The organism is Aurantimonas sp. Leaf443 (assembly GCF_001425575.1).
Lineage (GTDB): Bacteria > Pseudomonadota > Alphaproteobacteria > Rhizobiales > Rhizobiaceae > Leaf443.
In genome coordinates this window covers 113,203-132,727 of record NZ_LMRD01000001.1, presented here as the reverse complement: position 1 = coordinate 132,727, position 19,525 = coordinate 113,203, and the positions used below count along the sequence as shown (strand labels likewise).

Annotated in this window: 17 protein-coding genes; 6 read left to right on the top strand and 11 right to left on the bottom strand. The window is 71.8% G+C overall.

Features of this window, described 5'->3' with window-relative positions; translation table 11 throughout:
- Window positions 1-11 precede the first annotated feature (11 nt).
- The 4 genes from ASG48_RS00550 to ASG48_RS00535 all read left to right on the top strand — a co-directional run bounded on the left by ASG48_RS00550 (window position 12) and on the right by ASG48_RS00535 (window position 5,948).
- The gene (locus ASG48_RS00550) at window positions 12-1,640 is read left to right on the top strand and encodes an alpha-D-glucose phosphate-specific phosphoglucomutase (RefSeq protein ID WP_055843810.1); all 1,629 of its coding nucleotides are present in this window, start codon (window positions 12-14) and stop codon (window positions 1,638-1,640) included.
- An 11-nt stretch (window positions 1,641-1,651) separates the two neighbouring features.
- On the top strand, window positions 1,652-3,721 hold the full coding sequence (gene glgX / locus ASG48_RS00545; RefSeq protein ID WP_244486659.1) for a glycogen debranching protein GlgX: 2,070 nt from the start codon (window positions 1,652-1,654) through the stop codon (window positions 3,719-3,721).
- Window positions 3,722-3,782: 61 nt separating this feature from the next.
- A complete protein-coding gene (mutL, locus tag ASG48_RS00540; RefSeq protein ID WP_055843808.1) occupies window positions 3,783-5,642 on the top strand; it encodes a DNA mismatch repair endonuclease MutL in 1,860 nt (619 codons plus the stop codon).
- 87 nt (window positions 5,643-5,729) lie between these two features.
- Window positions 5,730-5,948, top strand: coding sequence for a DUF2093 domain-containing protein (locus ASG48_RS00535; protein WP_055843806.1), 219 nt, complete (start codon window positions 5,730-5,732; stop codon window positions 5,946-5,948).
- A 10-nt stretch (window positions 5,949-5,958) separates the two neighbouring features.
- On the opposite strand, the gene lpxK is transcribed toward ASG48_RS00535, so the two are convergent.
- The 6 genes from lpxK to ASG48_RS00505 form a co-directional block, all read right to left on the bottom strand.
- On the bottom strand, window positions 5,959-6,993 hold the full coding sequence (gene lpxK, locus ASG48_RS00530) for a tetraacyldisaccharide 4'-kinase (protein WP_055843804.1): 1,035 nt from the start codon (window positions 6,991-6,993) through the stop codon (window positions 5,959-5,961).
- Entirely contained in the window at window positions 6,990-8,318 is a 1,329-nt protein-coding gene (gene waaA, locus ASG48_RS00525) for a lipid IV(A) 3-deoxy-D-manno-octulosonic acid transferase (RefSeq protein WP_055843801.1), read from the bottom strand. The genes lpxK and waaA overlap by 4 nt, the downstream gene beginning before the upstream one ends.
- Complete coding sequence (locus tag ASG48_RS00520; RefSeq protein ID WP_244486658.1) at window positions 8,315-9,133, bottom strand: lysophospholipid acyltransferase family protein; 819 nt, start codon at window positions 9,131-9,133, stop codon at window positions 8,315-8,317. Before ASG48_RS00520 ends, waaA begins: the two co-directional genes overlap by 4 nt.
- 26 nt (window positions 9,134-9,159) lie before the next feature.
- A complete protein-coding gene (locus tag ASG48_RS00515) occupies window positions 9,160-9,396 on the bottom strand; it encodes a DUF4170 domain-containing protein (RefSeq protein ID WP_055843799.1) in 237 nt (78 codons plus the stop codon).
- A 116-nt stretch (window positions 9,397-9,512) separates the two neighbouring features.
- Window positions 9,513-10,316 (bottom strand): 3'(2'),5'-bisphosphate nucleotidase CysQ, encoded by an 804-nt coding sequence (locus ASG48_RS00510; protein ID WP_055843797.1) that lies wholly within the window; start codon window positions 10,314-10,316, stop codon window positions 9,513-9,515.
- On the bottom strand, window positions 10,313-11,650 hold the full coding sequence (locus ASG48_RS00505) for a TldD/PmbA family protein (protein WP_055843795.1): 1,338 nt from the start codon (window positions 11,648-11,650) through the stop codon (window positions 10,313-10,315). Before ASG48_RS00505 ends, ASG48_RS00510 begins: the two co-directional genes overlap by 4 nt.
- 116 nt (window positions 11,651-11,766) lie before the next feature.
- On the opposite strand from ASG48_RS00505, the gene ASG48_RS00500 reads away from it, so the two are divergent.
- Window positions 11,767-13,545: a monovalent cation:proton antiporter-2 (CPA2) family protein gene (locus tag ASG48_RS00500; protein ID WP_055843793.1), complete on the top strand. Its 1,779-nt coding sequence runs from the start codon at window positions 11,767-11,769 to the stop codon at window positions 13,543-13,545.
- A gap of 22 nt (window positions 13,546-13,567) precedes the next feature.
- On the opposite strand, the gene ASG48_RS00495 is transcribed toward ASG48_RS00500, so the two are convergent.
- Entirely contained in the window at window positions 13,568-13,789 is a 222-nt protein-coding gene (locus ASG48_RS00495) for a DUF2945 domain-containing protein (protein WP_055845265.1), read from the bottom strand.
- 185 nt (window positions 13,790-13,974) lie between these two features.
- On the opposite strand from ASG48_RS00495, the gene ASG48_RS00490 reads away from it, so the two are divergent.
- Window positions 13,975-15,006 carry a DNA topoisomerase IB gene (locus ASG48_RS00490; protein WP_055843791.1) on the top strand — a complete coding sequence of 344 codons (1,032 nt, stop codon included), beginning with the start codon at window positions 13,975-13,977 and terminating at the stop codon, window positions 15,004-15,006.
- On the opposite strand, the gene ASG48_RS00485 is transcribed toward ASG48_RS00490, so the two are convergent.
- From ASG48_RS00485 to rsmD, 4 genes are all read right to left on the bottom strand, one after another.
- Window positions 15,003-15,902: a patatin-like phospholipase family protein gene (locus tag ASG48_RS00485; protein WP_055843789.1), complete on the bottom strand. Its 900-nt coding sequence runs from the start codon at window positions 15,900-15,902 to the stop codon at window positions 15,003-15,005. The two genes, ASG48_RS00490 and ASG48_RS00485, sit on opposite strands and share 4 nt — an antisense overlap.
- A gap of 2 nt (window positions 15,903-15,904) precedes the next feature.
- Window positions 15,905-17,215 carry a pitrilysin family protein gene (locus ASG48_RS00480; protein WP_055843788.1) on the bottom strand — a complete coding sequence of 437 codons (1,311 nt, stop codon included), beginning with the start codon at window positions 17,213-17,215 and terminating at the stop codon, window positions 15,905-15,907.
- Window positions 17,216-17,232: 17 nt separating this feature from the next.
- Window positions 17,233-18,720 carry a pitrilysin family protein gene (locus ASG48_RS00475; RefSeq protein WP_055845262.1) on the bottom strand — a complete coding sequence of 496 codons (1,488 nt, stop codon included), beginning with the start codon at window positions 18,718-18,720 and terminating at the stop codon, window positions 17,233-17,235.
- 244 nt (window positions 18,721-18,964) lie between these two features.
- A complete protein-coding gene (gene rsmD / locus ASG48_RS00470; RefSeq protein ID WP_055843787.1) occupies window positions 18,965-19,522 on the bottom strand; it encodes a 16S rRNA (guanine(966)-N(2))-methyltransferase RsmD in 558 nt (185 codons plus the stop codon).
- Between the last annotated feature and the right edge of the window lie 3 nt (window positions 19,523-19,525).

Here is a 19,525-nt window from a genome sequence, read left to right as displayed (position 1 = left end):
ATCCCAGAGCCATGATCGAGACCGTCGCGACCACGCCCTTCGACGACCAGAAGCCCGGCACGTCCGGCCTGCGCAAGAAGGTGACGCGGTTCCAGGTGCCGCATTACGCCGCGAATTTCATCCAGGCGATCTTCGACGCGGCCAAGCCGGACGGCGGCGAGACGCTGGTGATCGGCGGCGACGGGCGGTTTTTCAACCGCGAGGTCATCCTGACCGCCATCCGCATGGCCGCAGCCAACGGCTACGGGCGCGTCGTGGTGGGGCGCAGCGGCCTCCTGTCGACGCCCGCCGCCTCCAACCTCATCCGCAAGCGCCGGGCGGCCGGCGGCATCATCCTCTCGGCCAGCCACAATCCCGGCGGCCCGGACGGCGATTTCGGCATCAAGTACAACATCGCCAATGGCGGCCCCGCCCCGGAGAAGATCACCGAGGCGATCTACCGCCACTCGCTGGCGATGACCGAGTTCCGCATCATCGCCCAGACCGCGCCCGACATCTCCAAGCTCGGCGAGACGCGCCTCGGCGACATGGTGGTGGAGGTCGTCGATCCCGTCGCCGACTATGCCTCGCTGATGGAGACGCTCTTCGACTTCGGCGCGATCCGCGAGCTGCTGGCCTCCGGCTTCCGCATCCGCTTCGACGCCATGCATGCCGTCACCGGCCCCTATGCGAAGGACATCCTGGAGAACCGCCTCGGCGCGCCCGCGGGCACGGTGATCAACGGCGAGCCGCTGGAGGATTTCGGCGGCGGCCATCCCGATCCGAACGCGGTCCATGCCAAGGCGCTGATCGACGAGCTGATGGTCAAGGGCGGGCCGGATTTCGGCGCGGCCTCCGACGGCGACGGCGACCGCAACCTGATCGTGGGCCGGGGCGTCGTCGTCTCGCCCTCCGATTCGCTCGCCGTTCTGGCGGCCAACGCGCATCTGGCGCCGGGCTATGCGGGCGGGATCGCCGGCATCGCGCGCTCCATGCCCACGAGCCAGGCGGCCGACCGCGTGGCGCAGAAGCGGGGCCTCGGCATGTTCGAGACGCCGACCGGCTGGAAGTTCTTCGGCAATCTCCTCGACGCCGGAAAGGTGACGATCTGCGGCGAGGAAAGCGCGGGCACGGGCTCGGACCACGTGCGCGAGAAGGACGGGCTCTGGGCCGTTCTCCTGTGGCTGAACATCCTCGCCGTGCGGCGCGAGAGCGTCGCCGACATCCTGTCCGCCCACTGGGCCGAGTTCGGGCGCAACTACTACCAGCGCCACGACTACGAGGAGATCGACAAGGAGGCGGCCGAGGGGCTGATGGAATCGCTGCGCGACCGCCTCGCCTCGATGGCCGGCCAGCGCTTCGGCACGCTCGTGGTCTCGGAGGCCGACGACTTCTCCTATCGCGACCCGGTCGACAACTCGATCTCCACCGGCCAGGGCGTGCGCATCGTCTTCTCCGGCGGCTCTCGCATCGTCTTCCGCCTGTCGGGCACGGGCACGCACGGGGCGACGCTGCGCGTCTATATCGAGCGCTACGAGCCCGACGCCGCGCGCCATGGCGAGGCGCCGCAGCGCGCGCTGGCCGAACTCATCCAGACGGCGGACGCAATCGGCGAGATCACCAAGCGCACGGGGCGCACCGCGCCGGACGTCGTGACCTGAGCGAGCGGCGCATGGCGATGGACGGACCGGTGCGGCTGACCGCCGAGCGCGGGCGCCCGAAAAAGCTCGGCGCGAGCGTGGAGGCCGATGGCATCGCCTTCGCCGTCCATTCGCAGAATGCCGACGAGGTCATGCTCTGCCTCTTCGATGACTACGGCACGCGCGAGACCTCGCGCCTGCGCCTGCCCGGTCGCGAGGGCCACGTGCGCTACGGCTTCGCGCCCGGCCTGCCGGAGGGCACGCGCTACGCCTTTCGCGCGCGCGGGCCCTTCGAGCCGGCGCAGGGGCACCGGTTCGACGTCTCCAAGCTCCTCGTCGACCCTTACGCGACGCGGCTCGACCGGCCCTTCGTCTACAGGCCGGAACTTGCCGCCCCGCCCCATCGCGACATCGACAGCGGCCCCTTCGTGCCGCGCGCCATCGCGGTGGCGCTGGCGCGCGACGCCGAGCCCCTGCCCTTCGCCGCGCCCGGCTTCACCTACGAGGTGCTGGTGCGCGGGCTCTCGCAGCGCCATCCCGACATTCCCCAGCGCCTGCGCGGCACGGTCTCGGCGCTCGGCGAGGCGCCGCTCCTCGACCATCTGGCGACGCTCGGCGTCGAGACGGTGGAGCTGATGCCGCTCGCCGCCGCGCTCGACGAGCGGCACCTGACGCGGCTCGGGCTGACCAATGCCTGGGGCTACAACCCGATCACCCACATGGCGCCCTGCCCGCGCCTCGCGCCCGGCGGGCTCGGCGACGTGCGCCGCGTGGTCGACGCCCTGCATGCGCGCGGCATCCGCGTCCTCCTCGACGTCGTCCTCAACCATTCGGGCGAGAGCGACGAGCACGGGCCGACCGTGTGCTACCGCGGCCTCGACAACGCGCTCTACTACCGCCATGCCGGCGAGGACGCCGGCCGGCTCGTCAACGACACCGGCACGGGCAACACGTTCGCGCTCGACCGGCCGGCCGTGGCCGACCTGATGGAAGAGAGCCTGAGAACCTGGGTGGAGGCCTGCGGCATCGACGGGTTCCGCTACGATCTGGCGCCCGTCCTCGGCCGCCTGCCCTCGGGCTTCAGCCGCGACGCGCCCTTCTTCGCCCGTCTTCTCGCCGACCCCGTGCTCAAGGACCGGATCCACGTGGCCGAGCCCTGGGACATCGGGCCGGGCGGCTATCAGGTCGGCAACTTCCCCGCCCCCTTCCTCGAATGGCAGGACCGGTTCCGCGACGACCTGCGCCGCTTCTGGCGCGGCGACGACGGGCTGGTGGGCGCGCTCGCCACGCGCCTTGCCGGCTCGGCCGATCTCTTCGGCAAGGAGGCCGCCAGACCCTCGCGCGGGGTGAACTTCCTCGCCGCCCATGACGGGTTCAGCCTCGCCGACCTCGTCTCCTATGCGTTCAAGCACAATCAGGCCAATGGCGAGGACAATCGCGACGGCCACGGCGACAACCATTCCTGGAACAACGGCGCGGAGGGGCCGACGGCCGATCCCGCGATCCGCGAGGCGCGCGGGCGCGACGTGCGGGCGCTTCTGGCCTCGCTCTTCGTCGCGCGCGGCAACATCCTCCTGACGGCCGGCGACGAACTCGGCCGCAGCCAGGGCGGCAACAACAACGCCTATGCGCAGGACAACGAGACGAGCTGGATCGACTGGCGCCACGCCGATCTCGAACTCGCCGCCTTCGTCGGGCGCCTGTCCCGCCTTCGCCGCGAGCATCCCGCGCTCAGCGCCGACGCCTTCCTCACCGGCAGGCCGAAGGGCCGCCAGACGCTGCCCGACGTGCAATGGCTGCGCGAGGACGGCGCACCGCTCGGCGAGGCCGACTGGAGCGATCCCGGCCGCCGGCTTCTGGGCATGAGCCTCTATGCGCCGGCGGAGAAGAGCACCCACCGCGCCAGCGAGCACGCGCTCGTCTATCTCAATGCGGGGCGTGCCGACGCGAGCGTCACGCCGCTGCCCTGCCGGCGCGGCCACCGCTTCGTGCTGCATCTTCGCTCCGACCGCCCGGAGGCCGAACCCGCGGCGCTGGAGGAAGGGCGCCCGCTGGTGGTGCCGGCCCGCTCCGTCCTGATCCTCTTCGAGGAGAAGGGCTGACGGCCCGCCTCGAACCGGAGCGCGATTGCGCCGCCCCGCGCCCGCGCCTAAAGCTTCGCCCATGACCATCCGCCAGCTTCCCGACCATCTCGTCGACCAGATCGCCGCCGGCGAGGTGGTGGAACGGCCGGCGAGCGTGGTGAAGGAGCTCGTGGAGAACGCCGTCGACGCCGGCTCGACGCGCATCGAGATCGCGACGGCCGGCGGCGGGCGCAGCCTCGTGCGCGTCACCGACGACGGCTGCGGCATCGCGGCCGACGACCTGCCGCTGGCGGTGCGGCGCCACTGCACCTCCAAGCTCGGCCACGGGCTCGACCGGATCGAGACGCTCGGCTTTCGCGGCGAGGCGCTACCCTCGATCGGCTCGGTGGCCCGGCTGACGGTGCGCTCGCGCGCGGTCGGCTCGGCGGCGGCCGCGGAAGTGGCGCTCGCCAACGGCGCCTGCGAGGGACCGCGCCCGGCAGCGCTCTCGCGCGGCACGGTGGTGGAGATGCGCGACCTCTTCCACGCCGTTCCCGCGCGGCTGAAGTTCCTGAAGAGCGAGCGGGCCGAGAGCGCGGCGATCACCGAGATCGTGCGGCGCATCGCCGTCGCCTTCCCGCAGATCCGCTTCGAACTGTCGGGCGCCGACCGCTCGACCCTCGTCTTCGAGATGACGGACGCGCCGCTGGAGCGGCTCGCCGCGGTGATCGGCGCCGAGTTCGCCGAGAACGCGCTGGAGGTCGAGGCGAGCCGCGAGGGCGTGCGCCTCTTCGGCTATGCCGGCCTTCCCGCCTATTCGCGCGGCACGAGCGCGTCGCAGTATCTCTATGTCAACGGGCGGCCGGTGCGCGACAAGATGCTGCTCTCGGCCCTGCGCGGCGCCTATGCGGACGCGATGGCCAAGGACCGCCATCCCGTCGTCGCGCTGTTCCTGGAGATCGATCCCGAGCTCGTCGACGTCAACGTCCATCCGGCCAAGGCGGACGTGCGCTTCCGCGATCCCGGCCTCGTGCGCGGCCTCATCGTCGGCGCGCTGCGCCAGCGCTTCGCGCAAGACGGCCTTCGCTCCTCCACCGCCAATGCCGGCGGGCTGATGGCGCGCTTTGCCGGCGGCGCCCCGCGCGCCGAGGGCCGCGCCGACGCGCCGGTGACGGCCGCGCCCCGCCGGCCGGACATGGCGCGCTTCGAGGGCTTCGCGCCCGGCAGCTTCTCCCCCGGCACGCCCTATTCCGCCGACGCCTCGCCCTTTCGGCCGCTCGACGGGGTCCGCGCCCCGCCAGCGCGCGAGGCCTTCGGCTTCGACGAGGCACCCACCCCCTACCAGCCGGAACCGGATTCGCCGGAGCCGGCCGAGCGCCATCCGCTCGGCGCGGCGCGGGCGCAGATCCACGGCAACTTCATCGTCGCGGAGACGCAGGACGGGATCGTCATCGTCGACCAGCATGCCGCGCACGAGCGGCTCGTCTACGAGGCGCTGAAGGGCGCGCTCTACGGCGGCGGGGCGCTGGCCTCGCAATTCCTGCTCATCCCGGAGATCGTGGCCGTCTCGGAGGAGGATGCCGACCGGCTGGCGGAGGCGGCGGAAACGCTGGCCCGCCTCGGCCTGTCGATCGAGCGCTTCGGGCCGGGCGCCGTCGCGGTGCGCGAGACGCCCTCGATCCTGGGCGCCGTCGATTGCGGGCGCCTCGTGCGCGACATCGCCGACGAGCTCGCCGAGGCCGGCACGCCGGACGCGCTGCGCGCGCGCATCGACCATGTTGCGGCGACGGTGGCCTGCCACGGCTCGGTGCGCTCGGGCCGCATCCTGAAGGCGGATGAGATGAACGCGCTGTTGCGGAGTATGGAGGCCGTGCCGGGCTCGGGCACCTGCAACCACGGGCGCCCGACCTTCATCGCGCTGAAGCTCGCCGACATCGAGCGCATGTTCGGGCGGCGCTGAGCGCTCCGATTGGCCAGCCGGCCCCGGCATTTGACGGGGCGGGCGCGATCTCCTAACCCGTTCGCTTTGCGGACGCGAGGACGAGCGATGATGAACCGGGCGGAAGGTGGCGGGGAAGCCAAGCTGAAATACGGGACGCCCGACTTCCAGGTCGTGCGGCCCGGCGCCTTCGTGCGCTGCGCCGTCACCGGCGAGGAGATCCCGCTCGATCTCCTGAAATACTGGAGCGTGGAGCGCCAGGAAGCCTATCGCGACGCCGAGGCCTCCTATCGCCGCGAAGCGGAGGCGCGCGCCGGCAAGCGCTGAGCGCCCGATCTCAGGCGAGGCGCCGATGCCGGAAGGCCTCGAGCGTCTCGGCCAGGATGCGCTGCGCCTGAAGGGGCGAGGAAAAGCGCAGCTCGACGTCCAGCACCTCGCATTCGGCGAGGAAGAACTGGCCCGCCTGACCGCCGGAGCGCAGGCGCGCGGCGTCCTTGGCGGTCGTCACGAGCTGCAGCCCCTCCCGCCAGGCCCGGGCCGAGAGCGCGTCCATCTCCGCCCTCGTGAAGGCATGGTGATCTGGAAAGGCGCGCGCCTCTGCGATCTCGGCGCCGACAGCCTTCAGGCTCGCGAAGAACTTCGTCGGATCGGCGATGCCCGCAAACGCGAGGCAGCGAAGGCCCGCCAGCCGCTCGCCCGCCAAGGGCAGGATCGCGGCCTCGAAGACCGGCCGGTTGGCGCGCGCGGCCAGCCGCACGGTCGGCTCGGCCCCCGGCCCCTCCCCCACGACGAGAAAGGCCTGCAGGCGCTGCACCTGCTCGGGCAGCGGCGCGCGCAGGGGCCCCGCGGGCAGGACGCGGCCGTTGCCGAGCCCGCGCCGCGCGTCGACGACGACGAGCGCGTAGTCGATGGCAAGACGCGCGCTCTGAAAGCCGTCGTCCATGATGAGGAGATCGCAGCCGCGCTCCTGCGTCAGGAGGCGGGCGGCCTGCTTGCGGTCCACGGCGACGGCCGTTGGGGCGAGAGATGCGAGAAGCAGGGGTTCGTCGCCGACATCCGCGGCCGTATGTCGGGCGGGATCGACCATCGTCGCCCCGCGCCCCTTGCGCCCGTAGCCGCGCGAGACGAAGCCCGGCGTGAGGCCGAGGCCAAGCGCGGCGCGCCCGAGCGCCAGCGCGGTCGGCGTCTTGCCGCCGCCGCCGACCGTGAGATTGCCGACGCAGAGCACCGGCACGCCCGTCTCGGCCCGCTCGCCGCGCGCCATGTTGCGCAGCGCGGCGCGCCCGTAGAGGGCGGCGAAGGGCGCGAGCAGGATCGAGGCCGGCGAGCCCGTTCCACGCCACCAGAAGGACGGCGCCTGAAGACCCGTCAACGCAGGAGGGCGGAGCGGCCCCGCTGCTCGAGGCTGAGCGAGAGGCGCAACGGGTGCAGGAACGGGTGCAGCGCCTGCAGCGTGCGCGCCAGCGCGCCGCGCATCTCCCCCACCGTGACATTGGCCGCCGCCGCCATGCGGGCGCGCAGTTCCGGCTCCGTGAGGAGCTGGTCGACATAGTCGACGAGCCCCTCGCCGTCGGCCACGAGCCGCGCCCCGCCGTTCTTCAGGAGGCGCTGGTAGACGTCGCGGAAATTCTGCACGTAGCGCCCGGACAGGATGGCGCTGCCGAGCATGGCCGCCTCCAGCGGGTTCTGCCCGCCTTGGCCCACCAGCGACTTGCCCATGAAGACGATGTCGATGAGACGCAGATAGAGGCCCATCTCGCCCATCGTGTCGCCGAGGAGGATGTCGGTCGTCTCGTCCGGCATCTCGCCGAGGCTGCGCCGGCGCACGGAGAGGCCGAGCTTCTCGAGATCGCGCGCGATGGTCTCGCCGCGGTCGGCATGGCGCGGCACGAGAACGGTGACGATGCGCTCGTGACGCTCCTTCAGCGTCAGATGCGTCTCGGCGACGATCGCCTCCTCGCCGGCATGGGTGGAGACGGCGGCCCAGCGCGGGCGGTCGCCGAGGACATGGCGCAGCGCCGCGACCTCGTCCGCCTGGTCCGGCGGCGGCTGCACGTCGGCCTTCAGATTGCCGGCGACGGTGACGGTGCGCGCGCCGAGCACGTGGAAGCGCTCGCCGTCGATGTCGGACTGCGCCACGACATGAGCGAGCCCCTCGAACAGCGCCTCGGCAAGCCAGGGCGCCGACTTCCACCGCTTGAAGGACCGGTCCGAGAGGCGGGCATTGACGAGGACCTGCGGCACGCGCCGCCGCGCCAGTTCCGTCATGGTCAGCGGCCAGATCTCGCTCTCGGCGACGATCGCCAGATCCGGACGCCAATGGTCGAGGAAGCGGCAGACCGGCCCCTTCATGTCGATCGGTACGTATTGGTGGATGGCGCAGTCGCCGAGCCGGTCCTCCACGAGGGCGGCCGAGGTCACCGTGCCCGTGGTCATCACCACGGCGATGCCGCTCTCGGCGATGAGGCGCACGAGCGGGGCGACGGCCATGCTCTCGCCGACGCTCGCCGCATGGACCCAGACCAGCGGCCCGGCCGGGCGCTCGGTGCCGGCGACGCCGTAGCGCTCGCGCCGGCGGGCGGCCTCCTCCTTGCCGCGCGAGACGCGCAGCCCGACATAGGGGCCGAGCATGGGATAGGCGAGCGAACCGGCGAGGCGATAGGCCGAGAGGGCGGCCTTGGCGAAAGCGTCGCTCATGGGCGGATATCCGCGAGGCGTTCGGCCTCGACATTGGCCGCTTCGAGGGCGGCGGTGAGCGCGAGGCGCTTTTCTTCGAGAAGGGCCGCGTCCGCATCCTCCGGCACGAGGATGGGCGCGCCGACGACGACCGCCAGACGTCCGAAGGGCAGCGGCAGGGTCGTGCGGTCCCAGGTGGAGGCGAGCACGAGGCGGCGCGAGGTGACGGCGGCCGACGGCAGGATCGGCCGGCCGGAAATGCGCGCCAGCGTGACGATGCCGAGCCCCGCGTCGCGCGGCGTGCCCTTCGGCACGTCGGCGATCATGCAGACGCCGAAGCCGCGCGAGAGGGCGCGGCGCAGCGCGATGAGGGCCGCGACGCCGCCCTTGCGCGAGGCCGCCTCGCGCACCCGCCCGCCCGAGCCGCGCACGGTCTCGATGCCGAAGCGCGCGACCACGTCGGCGTTCACGGCGGCGTCGGCATTGCGCGAGAGGAGCGCGACATAGGGCAGCTCGCGCGGGCGCAGGAGCGGCGCCAGGAGATGCTGCCCGTGCCAGAGCGCGACGATGGCGGGATGCTGCGAGGAGAGATGCGCGCGCGCGTCGCTCGATCCGGGCGCGACCCTCTGCGTCGCCTCCACGAGGCGCAGGGCGCCGTAGATCGCGCGTCCGAACACGCGCGTCGCCGCCGGCGAGCGCAGGACGCCGCGCCGCCAGCGGCGCAGCCGGGCCGAGACGCGCTTCGCCCAGCCCTTGCGGGCGGCCTTGTCCTGCGGGCGCGATGGCGAGGCGGCGGCGTGCGATCGGTCGGGCGTCATCGTCTCTGCGAAGGACATCGGCTCCCGCTCGTCGTCTGGCTCCCTCACTGCGCCTCGGGCTCGAGGAGCCGGTGCATGTGCACGATGAAGTAGCGCATCATCGCGTTGTCGACGGTCTGCTGGGCCTTGGCCCGCCAGGCCATCTGGGCACTGGCGTAGTCCGGGAAGATTCCGACGATATCAAGGCCTGAGAGATCCCTGAAATCGACGCCGTCGAGCGTCTTCAGCTCGCCGCCGAAGACGAGATGCAGGCGCTGCTTGGGCTCGGTTTCCTCGACCATGGTCTTTCCTTCCTTCTCGTGGATCGGCGGCGGGACCTGAAAGCCCGCCGCGCAGGGATCGTCCCGGCCCGCCGTCTTCCCGACCGAACGCCGCGTGCCGCGGCTGCGGGCGGGCCTCAGTCGGCGAGGTAGGCGCCGAGTTCGTCGAGGCGGCCCCGCGCCCAGGGCGGCCCCGCCATCAGGAGCCCGTGGCGGCGCCCGGCGATCTCGTAGACCGGCGCGCCGCCGCCATGGGCGGTGAGATGGCCGCCGGCGCGCTCCAGGATGAGGTCGCCGGCGGCGATGTCCCAGTCGCAGGCGCGCGGGCGGATGAGCGTGGCGTCGATGCGCCCGCTGGCGACGAGCGCGAGACGGTAGGCGAGCGAGGGCACGTTGCGCTGCGCCTCGACGCCGCGCCCGGCCGGCGCGCCCTCCAGCCGGCGGCGCATGGGGTCGGGCATGGCGAGCCGCAGCCGGTCGTCCCGGCCGGGCTCGGCGACGCGGATCGTCTCGCCGTTGAGGCTGGCCTCGCTCTCGGCGGTGGCGAGATAGACTTCCTCGCGCGAGGGCGCGTCGATCACGCCGGCGACGGGCCGCCCGCCCGAGACGACGGCCAGCGACACGCACCAGTCGTCGTCGCCGCGCAGGAAGGCGCGCGTGCCGTCGATCGGGTCGACCACGAAGAAGCGGCCCTCGCGCGAGGCGGCGCTGTCGAGCGGCGCGGTCTCCTCCGAGAGCCAGCCGTAGTCGGGGCGCGCATGCAGCAGCGTCTCGCGCAGGAAGCCGTCCACCGCGAGGTCCGCCTCGCTGACGGGCGAGTTGCCCTCCTTCCACCAGACCTGCGCGTCCTTGCGGAAGAAGCGCATGGCGATGCGGCCGGCCTCGCGGGCCGCCTCCTTCAGGAGGGCGAGATCGTCGGCGACTGCGGGCGTGTCGCTCATGCGCCCGCCACCGTCATGGAGGGCACGAGCAGGGTGGGCGCGACGGTGGAGAAGCGCTCGTCGCGGTCGTTGGCCGGCACCAGCGAGAGGAGCATGTCGCGCAGGTTGCCGGCAATGGTGATCTCGGAGATCGGATGGGTCAGCTCGCCCTTCTCGATGAGATAGCCGGACGCCCCGCGGCTGTAGTCGCCGGTGACGAGATTGACGCCCTGGCCGATCAGTTCATCCACGTAGAGCCCGCAATCGATCGAGGCGATCAGCTCCTGCGGGCTGCGCTCGCCCGCCGACATGGTGACGTTGGTCGAGGACGGCGACACGCCCCCGCCCCCGCGCGAGGCGCGCCCGTTGGTGGCGAGCCCGAGCTCGCGGCCGGTCGCCGTGTCGAGGATCCAGCTCTTCAGGACGCCGTCCTCCACGAGCTTCAGCGCGCCGGTCCGCACGCCCTCGCCGTCGAAGGGGCGCGAGCCGGGCCGGCGCGCCAGGAGCGGGTCGTCGACGAGGTCGATGCCTGGGGGAAGGATCGCCTCGCCCATGCGGTCCTTCAGGAAACTCGTGCCGCGGGCGATGGCCGCGCCGTTGATGGCCGAGAGGATCGAGCCGACGAGGCCGCGCGACAGGCGCGGGTCGAAGACGACCGGATAGCGCCCGGTCGGAACCTTGCGCGGGTTCACGCGCCGGGCCGCGCGCTCGCCGGCGCGCCGGCCGATGCCCGCGGGATCGTCGAGATCGGCATAGTGGATGCGCGAATCGAACTCGTAATCGCGCTGCATGGCGGTGCCCTCGCCGGCGATGACGCTCACCGAGCGCGAGAAGCCCGAGCGCATGCGATGGCCGAGGAAGCCGGTGGAGGTGGCGAGGACGAGGCCGCTGGAGCCGGCCGAGACCGAGGCGCCGCCCGAATTCGTGACGCCGGACACGGCGAGCGCGGCGGCCTCCATCTCCAGCGCCTCCTCGACGAGCCGCGCGGCCGGCAGTTCGGTCGCGTCGTGGAGGTCGAGATCGAGCGGGCCGGTGGCGAGGAGCGAGGGGTCGGCGAGGCCTGCGAAGCGATCCTCGGGCGAGACGCGGGCCATGGCGACGGCGCGTTCCGCGAGACGCTCCAGATCGGCATGGATGTCCGCCGAGACGGTGGCGACGCGCTGGCCGACGAAGACGCGCAGTGACAGATCCTCGCTCTCGGCGCTCTCGGTGTCCTCCACCTTGCCGAGGCGCACGGTGGCGGAGCGGCCGAAGGAGCGCACCACCGCCGCGTCGCTCGCGTCGGCTCCGGCCCTGCCTGCGATCTCGATGAGGCGCTCGGCAAGCGTCAGGAGGCGCGCGGTGTCGTCTTGCATGGGGAGCCTTCTGGCTTATGGTTTCAAACCATCTATTGTGCGGCGCGGCCGCCATCAAGCGCTCATCGTCTCGGCATGCGGCTTCGGTGGCCCGTACATAGGAACCGTCTCTCGCCTTGGAAGCAACCAGCCCGCTCTTCCTGACCGTCGTGCTGCTGCTGGCGGGCGGCACCTTCGCCGGAACGCTGTTCAAGCGCATGGGGCTCGGCACGGTGCTCGGCTATCTCGTGGCGGGCATCGTCCTCGGGCCCGTGCTGCGGCTGATCGATGCGCATGACGGCGAGATCCTGCATATCGGCGAACTCGGCGTCGTCTTCCTCCTGTTCCTCATCGGCCTCGAACTGCAGGCCTCGCGCCTGTGGGCGCTGCGCCGGCAGATCTTCGGCCTCGGGCTCGCGCAGGTCGTGGTCTCGGGTCTGGCGCTGACGGGCGCCGCCAGCCTCGCCCTGCCGACCTGGCAGGGGGCGGTGATCGTCGGCTTCGGCCTCGCCCTCTCCTCCACCGCCATCGGCCTGCAGCTCCTGGACGATGCGGGCGAGACCAACGACCGGCACGGGCAGACGGCCTTCTCGATCCTCCTCTTCCAGGACCTCGCGGTCGTGCCGCTCCTGGCCCTCCTGCCCTTCCTGGCGCCGTTCGCCACCGGCGAAAGCCCAGGCCTCGCCGACGTCGCCGTCTCCGTCGGCTCGCTCGTCGCGCTGGTGCTTGCCGGGCGCTTCCTCCTCAATCCCGTGTTCCGGCTGATCGCGACGGCCGGCGCGCGCGAGGTGATGCTGGGCGCCGCGCTCCTCGTCGTGCTCGGATCGGCCATGGCGATGGCCCTGGCCGGCTTCTCGATGGCGATGGGCGCCTTCCTCGCCGGCGTGCTCCTGGCCGAATCCTCCTACCGGCACGAGCTGGAGGCCAATATCGAGCCCTTCCGCGGGCTCCTCCTCGGCCTCTTCTTCATCGCCGTCGGCCTGTCGCTCGACCTGCAGGTGCTGCAGGAGCACTGGCTGGCGATCGTGGTGGCGATCCCCGTTCTCTTCGCCGTGAAGGGGCTCGTGCTCTACGGGCTCTGCCGCCTGTTCGGGCAGGGGCGGCGCGACGCGTTCAAGGTGGCGACGCTCCTGCCGCAGGGCGGCGAGTTCGGCTTCGTCCTCTTCACCGCCGCCGCCTCCAGCCTCATCGTGTCGCGCGAGAGCGCCTCGGTGCTCATCGCCATCGTCACCGCCTCCATGGCGCTGACGCCGCTCGTGGCCGCGCTTGCCCGGCGCCTGCCCCAGACGAGCGAGCCCGGCGAGGAGATGGAGGAGACGTTCGAGGGAGCGGGGTCGGACGTCCTCCTCATCGGCTTCTCGCGCTTCGGGCAGATCGTCGCGCAGGTGCTCCTGTCGAGCGGCACGGAGGTGACGATCCTCGATTCCTCGGCCGAGCGCATCCGCAACGCGACCGAGTTCGGCTTCCGCATCTTCTTCGGCTCGGGCATGCGCCTCGACGTGCTCGAGGCCGCCGGCATCAGGCGGGCCAAGCTCGTCTGCGTGTGCACCAATTCGCGCGAGGTCACGGACCGGATCGTCGACCTCATCCGGGTCGAATACCCGAACGTGCGCCTCTTCGTGCGCTCCTACGACCGCTCCCATTCGCTGTCGCTGATGGCGCGCGGGGTCGATTTCGAGATCCGCGAGACGGTGGAATCCGCCCTCGTCTTCGGCGGCGCGACGCTGGACGGCCTCGGCATCGAGGACGCGCTGGCGGAGCGCATCGTGGAGGACGTGCGCCGGCGCGATCGCGACCGGCTCCTGGTGCAGCAGGCCGAGGGCATCTATGCCGGCCGCGACATGGTGACGACGCGCGTCGTGCGGCCCGAACCGCTGGTGCGGCCCAAGCCCCCGAAGGTGCGCGAGCCGGCCTGAGACCGGCCCGCCGGCCCTTGGCTCAGCCCTTGGGCTTGGAGAGTTCGGATTCCGACTTCAGCGCCCTGGACCCGTCCTCCTGCTCCACGAGATAGGCCGGATTGTCGTTGTCGGCGTTTCGGGTGATCTCCTCGCCCTTGATCGTTCGCGTCACCTTCTCGGTGAAGCGTTCGGCGATCTTGCCGGTCGCGGTGCCGTTGCCCCACTTCCATTCCACATGCTCGCCCTTGCGAAATTTTGACATGGCCTCGTTCTCCGTCGGGTGGTCGATCGGCGAGTCGAACCCGGCCGCGCCGCCTTCGTTCCCGCCCGCCCGGCGGCCGTTTCGTCGCAGCACCGGCGGGGAACCGGGCGTTCGGGGCGCCCGTTTGTCTCCACGCGCCGGGACCTGAGAGGTCCCGGCGGGGATGGAGGAGCCCCTTTCGGTCGATGGACAAGCGCCTTGCCTTTCACGCCGAGCAGTTCGGCCTGTCGATGGTCGATCCCGAGAGCTTCACCGCCGAGCGGCGCCGCCACGGGCGCGGCTTCAAGGTCTGCTTCCGCACCGGCGAGCCGATCCACGACAAGCGGCTGAAGGCGCGGGTCAAGGCGCTGGTTCTGCCGCCCGCTTGGCGGGACGTGCGCATCTGCGTGGAGGAGAACGGCCATATCCAGGCGACGGGCCGCGACGAGAAGGGCCGCGTGCAATATCGCTACCACGACCGCTGGGTGGAGGTGCGCAACGCGGTGAAGACCGAGCGGCTCCTGCGCTTCGGCAAGGCGCTGCCGAAGCTGCGCCGGCGCATTGAGGCCGACATGCGGCGGCGCAAGCTGGACCGGACGGTGACCTCCGCGGTCGCCACGCGCCTCATCGACGTCGCGTCCATGCGGCCGGGCCACGAGAAATACGCCGAGGACGGCGGACGGGGCGTCGCCTCCCTGCGCAAGCAGAACCTGCGCATCGTCAAAAAGACGGCGGTGCTGAAATTCGTCGGCAAGTCGGCGCAGCCGAACCGCGTCGAGATCGCCGACCGCACGCTCGTCTCCTCGCTCGCGCGCGTGCGCCAGGGCGCGGGCCAGCGCCTCTTCCGCTACAGCGACGAGAAGCACGGCCAGCGCGACCTGACGGCGACGCTTCTCAACGACTACATCCAGGACGCGGCCGGCGCCCGCGTCTCGGCCAAGGACTTCCGCACCTTCCACGGCTCGGCCGAGGCTTTGCGCTTTCTTCTGGAGGAGGCCGGCGAGGCGCCGAGCGAGGCCAAGCGCCGCCGCGCCGTCGCCGCCGCCATGCGCTCGGTGTCGCAGACCCTGCGCAACACGCCGGCCGTGGCGCGCACGAGCTACGTGCATCCGGGCATTGTCGAGGCCTACGAGGCGCAGACCCTCTCTCCCGACCTCCTGAAGGGGCGCCCGCGCGAGGGGCTGACGCGCGTCGAGACCGGGCTGATGCGCTTCCTCGAGGCCGCCGCTTCCGGCTAGATCACCGCGACCGCCGTCTCCCTCGCCGCGGCGCCCGAGCGACCGGCCTCTGCCCCGGGCCGGTCGAGAAGCCTCGCCAGCGCGCGCTTGGCGTCCTCCTTCAGGCCCGACGTCGCCGACAGGATCTCGGGCGTGCGCAGGAAGTCGAAGACGCGGAAGGCCGAGACGTCCGGGCGGAAGACGAGGTCGGGCGGATCGACGCGCAGCTTGGTCTCGATGATCGACATCATCATCAGCTGCGAGGCGCCGACCATGGCTTCCATCGGCGTCGGCAGGAGGCCGCCGCGGGCCTGCGGCGCGCCGTTGACATCGACGGCCACGACCGCCCGCCCCTGGCCGGAGAGGCGGTCGAAAGGCAGCGGGTTGAAGATGCCGCCGTCGATGAGGACGCGATCCTCGCGCCGCACGGGACGGAAGACGGCGGGCAGCGCGATGGAGCCGGCGAGCGCGGAGACGAGATCGCCGCTGTCGATCTCGCATTCCACATGGGCGAAGAAGTCCGTCGCCATGACGCCGAGCGGGATCGAGAGATCCTCGAACCGCTCGGGGATGGCCGAGGGCAGGAAGACCTTGAGAAGGCGCACGGCGTTCAGCTGCCCGAAGCGCACGCCGCCATCGGCGAAGAAGTCGCGCAGGCTCGTGGGCCGCGCCTGCCAGACGCGCGCGGCGACGGCGCGCCGGTGCACGAAGGTCTCCAGCGTATGGGCGCGGATGTCGGCGCCCGTCAGGCCCGCCGCGTAGCCGGCGCCCATCATCGCCCCGATCGAGGAGCCGGCGATGCGCGCCGGGCGCACGCCGAGCTCGTCCATCGCCTCCAGGACGTGGATATGCGCGATGCCCCGCGCGCCGCCCCCGCCGAGCGCGAGCGCGAAGGGCGGGTGCGAGGCGGCCCCCATCGTCAGGCCCCCGAAGGACCGACGGTCACGATGGTCGGCTCGGCCGAGAGCAGCGCCCGGGCGACGCGCTTGACGTCGTCGAGCGAGACCTTGTCGATGAGGGCCTGTCGCTCGTCGATATAGGCGATGCCGAGATCGTCGAGCTGAATGCCGACCAGCGTCGAGGCGATGGCGAGCGAGCTGTCGAGGTTCTGGATGGCGTAGGAGCCCTTCACATAGGCCTTGGCCTTGGCGAGTTCCTCCGGCGTCGGCCCGTTCTCGGCCATGCGCTTCAGCTCGGCCCTGATGATGGCGACGCTCTCGCCCGCCTTGTCGGCGCGCGTGGCGGTGGAGCCGCCGATCAGCGCGGCATGGTCGTAGGTCGCCAGATACGAGCCCGCGCCGTAGGCGAGGCCCCGCTTCTCGCGGATCTCCTCGTAGAGGCGCGAGGTGAAGGACCCGCCGCCGAGCACGTGGTTCATGAGATAGGCGGCGAAGAAGTCCTTGTCGGCGCGCTTCACGCCCGGCAGGGCGAAGCGGATCGTGGTCTGGGGCACGGCCAGTTCCACGTCGATCCGCTTGCCGAGCACGGGCGCCACGTCCGGCACGGGCTTGAGGTCGGCCTTTTCCGGCAGGGCGCCGAAGACGCGGTCGAGAACCTGGCCGAGGGTCTTGGGATCGATCGCCCCGACGACGCCGACGACGAGGTTGTCGCGCGCCATCACGCGGCGGCGGAAGGCGTCGAGCTCGGGCTTGCCGACGCCCGCCAGCGTCTCGGCCGTGCCCTCGGTGCGGCGCGAATAGGGGTGGCCGGGAAACAGCGTCTCGCGGAAGGCGTCGCCCGCGAGCGTGCCCGGATCGTTTTCCGACGCGCGGATGCCGGTGACGATCTGCCCGCGGATGCGCGCGACCGGCTCCTCGTCGAAGCGCGGCTCGTTCAGCGCGAGGCGCAGGAGGTCGAAGGCCTCGTCCTTGTCCTCGACGATGGTCTGGAAGGAGCCGGTGAAATTGTCGGAGCTGGCATCGAAGCCCATGGAGACGCCGAGCTCGTCGAGCTTCTCCTGGAAGGCCTGGCTCGCGATGTCGCCGGCGCCCTCGTCGAGAAGGCCAGTGAGAAGGTTGGCGGTGCCCTCGCGGCCGGGCTCGTCCTGCGTGGAGCCGGCGCCCTCGAAGGCGAATTTCATCGCGATCAGCGGGTTGGCATAGTCCTCGACGAGCAGCGCCTTGATGCCGCCGGGGCTGGTGACCGCCTCGATCTCGACGGCCGATGCCGGACCGGCGAGGAGAAGGGCGAGAAGCGGCGCGAAGAGGACGGGGGAGCGGAAGTTCATCATGGCGGTCCTTGGGGCCTTCACGTGCGCGGAGCGGCGGGGGCGGCGGCCGGCGCAGGCGCCGGGGCGGCCTCGGCCGCCGTCCGGTCGGCCGGCAGAAGGTAGCCGCTCACCGAGCGCTCGGGCTTCAGGTATTTGCGGGCGACGGCGTTCACCTGATCCACCGTCACGGCCTCGATGCGCTGCGGCCAGGTCTCGACATCCTCGATCGTGCGGCCGGTGGCGAGCGCGGCGCCCAGCCGGCGCGCCATCGCGGTCTGGCTGTCCTTGAGATAGATGACGTTCTTGCGCACGCGGTTCTTGGCGCGCTCCAGCTCGGCCTCGGTGATGCCGTCGCGCTGGAGCTTGGCCACCTCCTCGGCGATGCCCGCCTCGATCGCCTCAAGGTCGGCCTCGCCGCGCGGCGTGCCGTAGGTGACGAACTGGCCGTCGTCGAGCGCGGTGCCCGCATAATAGGCGCCGGTGGCCGCGGCGATGCCCTTGTCAACGACGAGCGCGCGGTAGAGCCGGCTCGTCGTGCCCGAGCCCAGGATGTCGGAGAGGATGTCGAGCGCCTCGGCCTCGCCGTCGCGCGCCGTCGTGTCGGAGGGCACGAGATAGAGCGTCTGCAGGCTCGGCTGGGTGACGCGCGGATCGGAGAGCTTCACGTCGCGCTCGGCCACGGGCTCGGGCTCGGCCGGGCGCTTGCGCGGCCCCGGCTCGGCGCGCCGCTCCAGCTTGCCGTAGGTCTCCTCGGCGAGCGTTCGAACGGTCGCCTCGTCGACATCGCCGGCCACGAGCAGGATCGCGTTGTTGGGCGTATAGTACTTGTCGTAGAAGGCGATGGCGTCGGCGCGCGACAGCGCCTCGATCTCCGGACGCCAGCCGATCACCGGCAGGCCGTAGGGGCTGTTCTGGAAGAGCGCGGACTGCACGGCCTCCGAGAGCTTGGAGCCGGGGTCGGAATCGACCCGCATGCGCCGCTCCTCCAGGATCACGTCGCGCTCGGGCAGGACGGCCTCGTCGGAGAGGACGAGATTGGCCATGCGGTCGGACTCGAACTCCATCACCATCTTCAGGGCGTCCGCCGGCACCTGCTGGTAGTAGCCGGTATAGTCGGACGTGGTGAAGGCGTTCTCCTGGCCGCCGATCTCGGCGACGCGGGCCGAGAACTCGCCGGCGGGATGGGTCTTCGTGCCCTTGAACATCAGGTGTTCGAGGAAATGCGCATTGCCGCTCTTGCCGGGCGTCTCGTCGGCCGAGCCGACCTTGTAATAGACCATCTGCGTGACGACCGGGGCGCGCCGGTCCGGCAGCACCACGACCTGCAGGCCGTTGCCGAGGGTGAAGGTGGTGACGGCGCCGATCTTCTGGGTGGCGCCGGGCGCGGGCTTGGGCGCATCGGGCAGCGTGCGGGCCTCGGCCGGCGGGGGCGCCGGCGGCTGCGTGGAGGCGTCTTGCGCGAGCGCCGGCCCGCAGAGGCACAGGGCGATGGCGGCGGCAGGTCCGGCGCGGCGTGGGCTCGGCATCGGGAAGGGCATCCTCAAGGTCTGTGGCATCGCCAAAGGGTCCGGGCGGGAGCGGCGACACGCTCTCCCCACGCTCTTCGCCATGCGGCGGCGGCTCGATGCGCCGATGCGCCCCCGCTCTCGGGCGAACCGAGGCCGGAAGCGCGACTGGAACGCGGATGATGACGCAGCGCCCGCCCGCGGGCCACTTACGGTTTCGTCATTTCAGCGATACGACGCTTTCGACCCTGCGCCGAAAATTCGCTCAGGCGGCGCGCAGGAAGCGCAGGACCGTCGTCTCGCCGAGCGCCCGCTCCTCCTCCAGCACCAGATCGGCCGGGCATTCGAAGGGCGCGCCGCGCGCCTCCTCGAGCACGAGAAGCGCGCCGGGCGCCATCCATCCGCCGGCGGCGGCGGCGGCGAGCGCCGCCGTGCCGAGGCTGCGGCCATAGGGCGGGTCGGCGAGGATGAGCCCGAAGGGCTCCATCGTGCCGACCTCGCCGAGCCGCGTCGCGTCGCGCCGGAAGATCTTGGTGCGGCCCTGCAGCCCGAACGTCTCGACATTGCGCCGGATGAGGCCGCGCCCCTCGACGCCCTCCTCGATGAAGACGCAGAACTTCGCGCCGCGCGACAGTGCCTCCAGCCCGAGCGCTCCCGTGCCGGCGAAGAGATCGAGCACGCGAACGCCCGGAAGGCGGAAGCCCTCGCGGTGGCTCAGCATGTTGAACAGCGTCTCGCGATTGCGGTCCGAGGTCGGGCGGATCGCATCGCCGCCGGGCGTGGCGAGCGCCCGGCCGCGGAACTCGCCGCCGACGATGCGCATGCC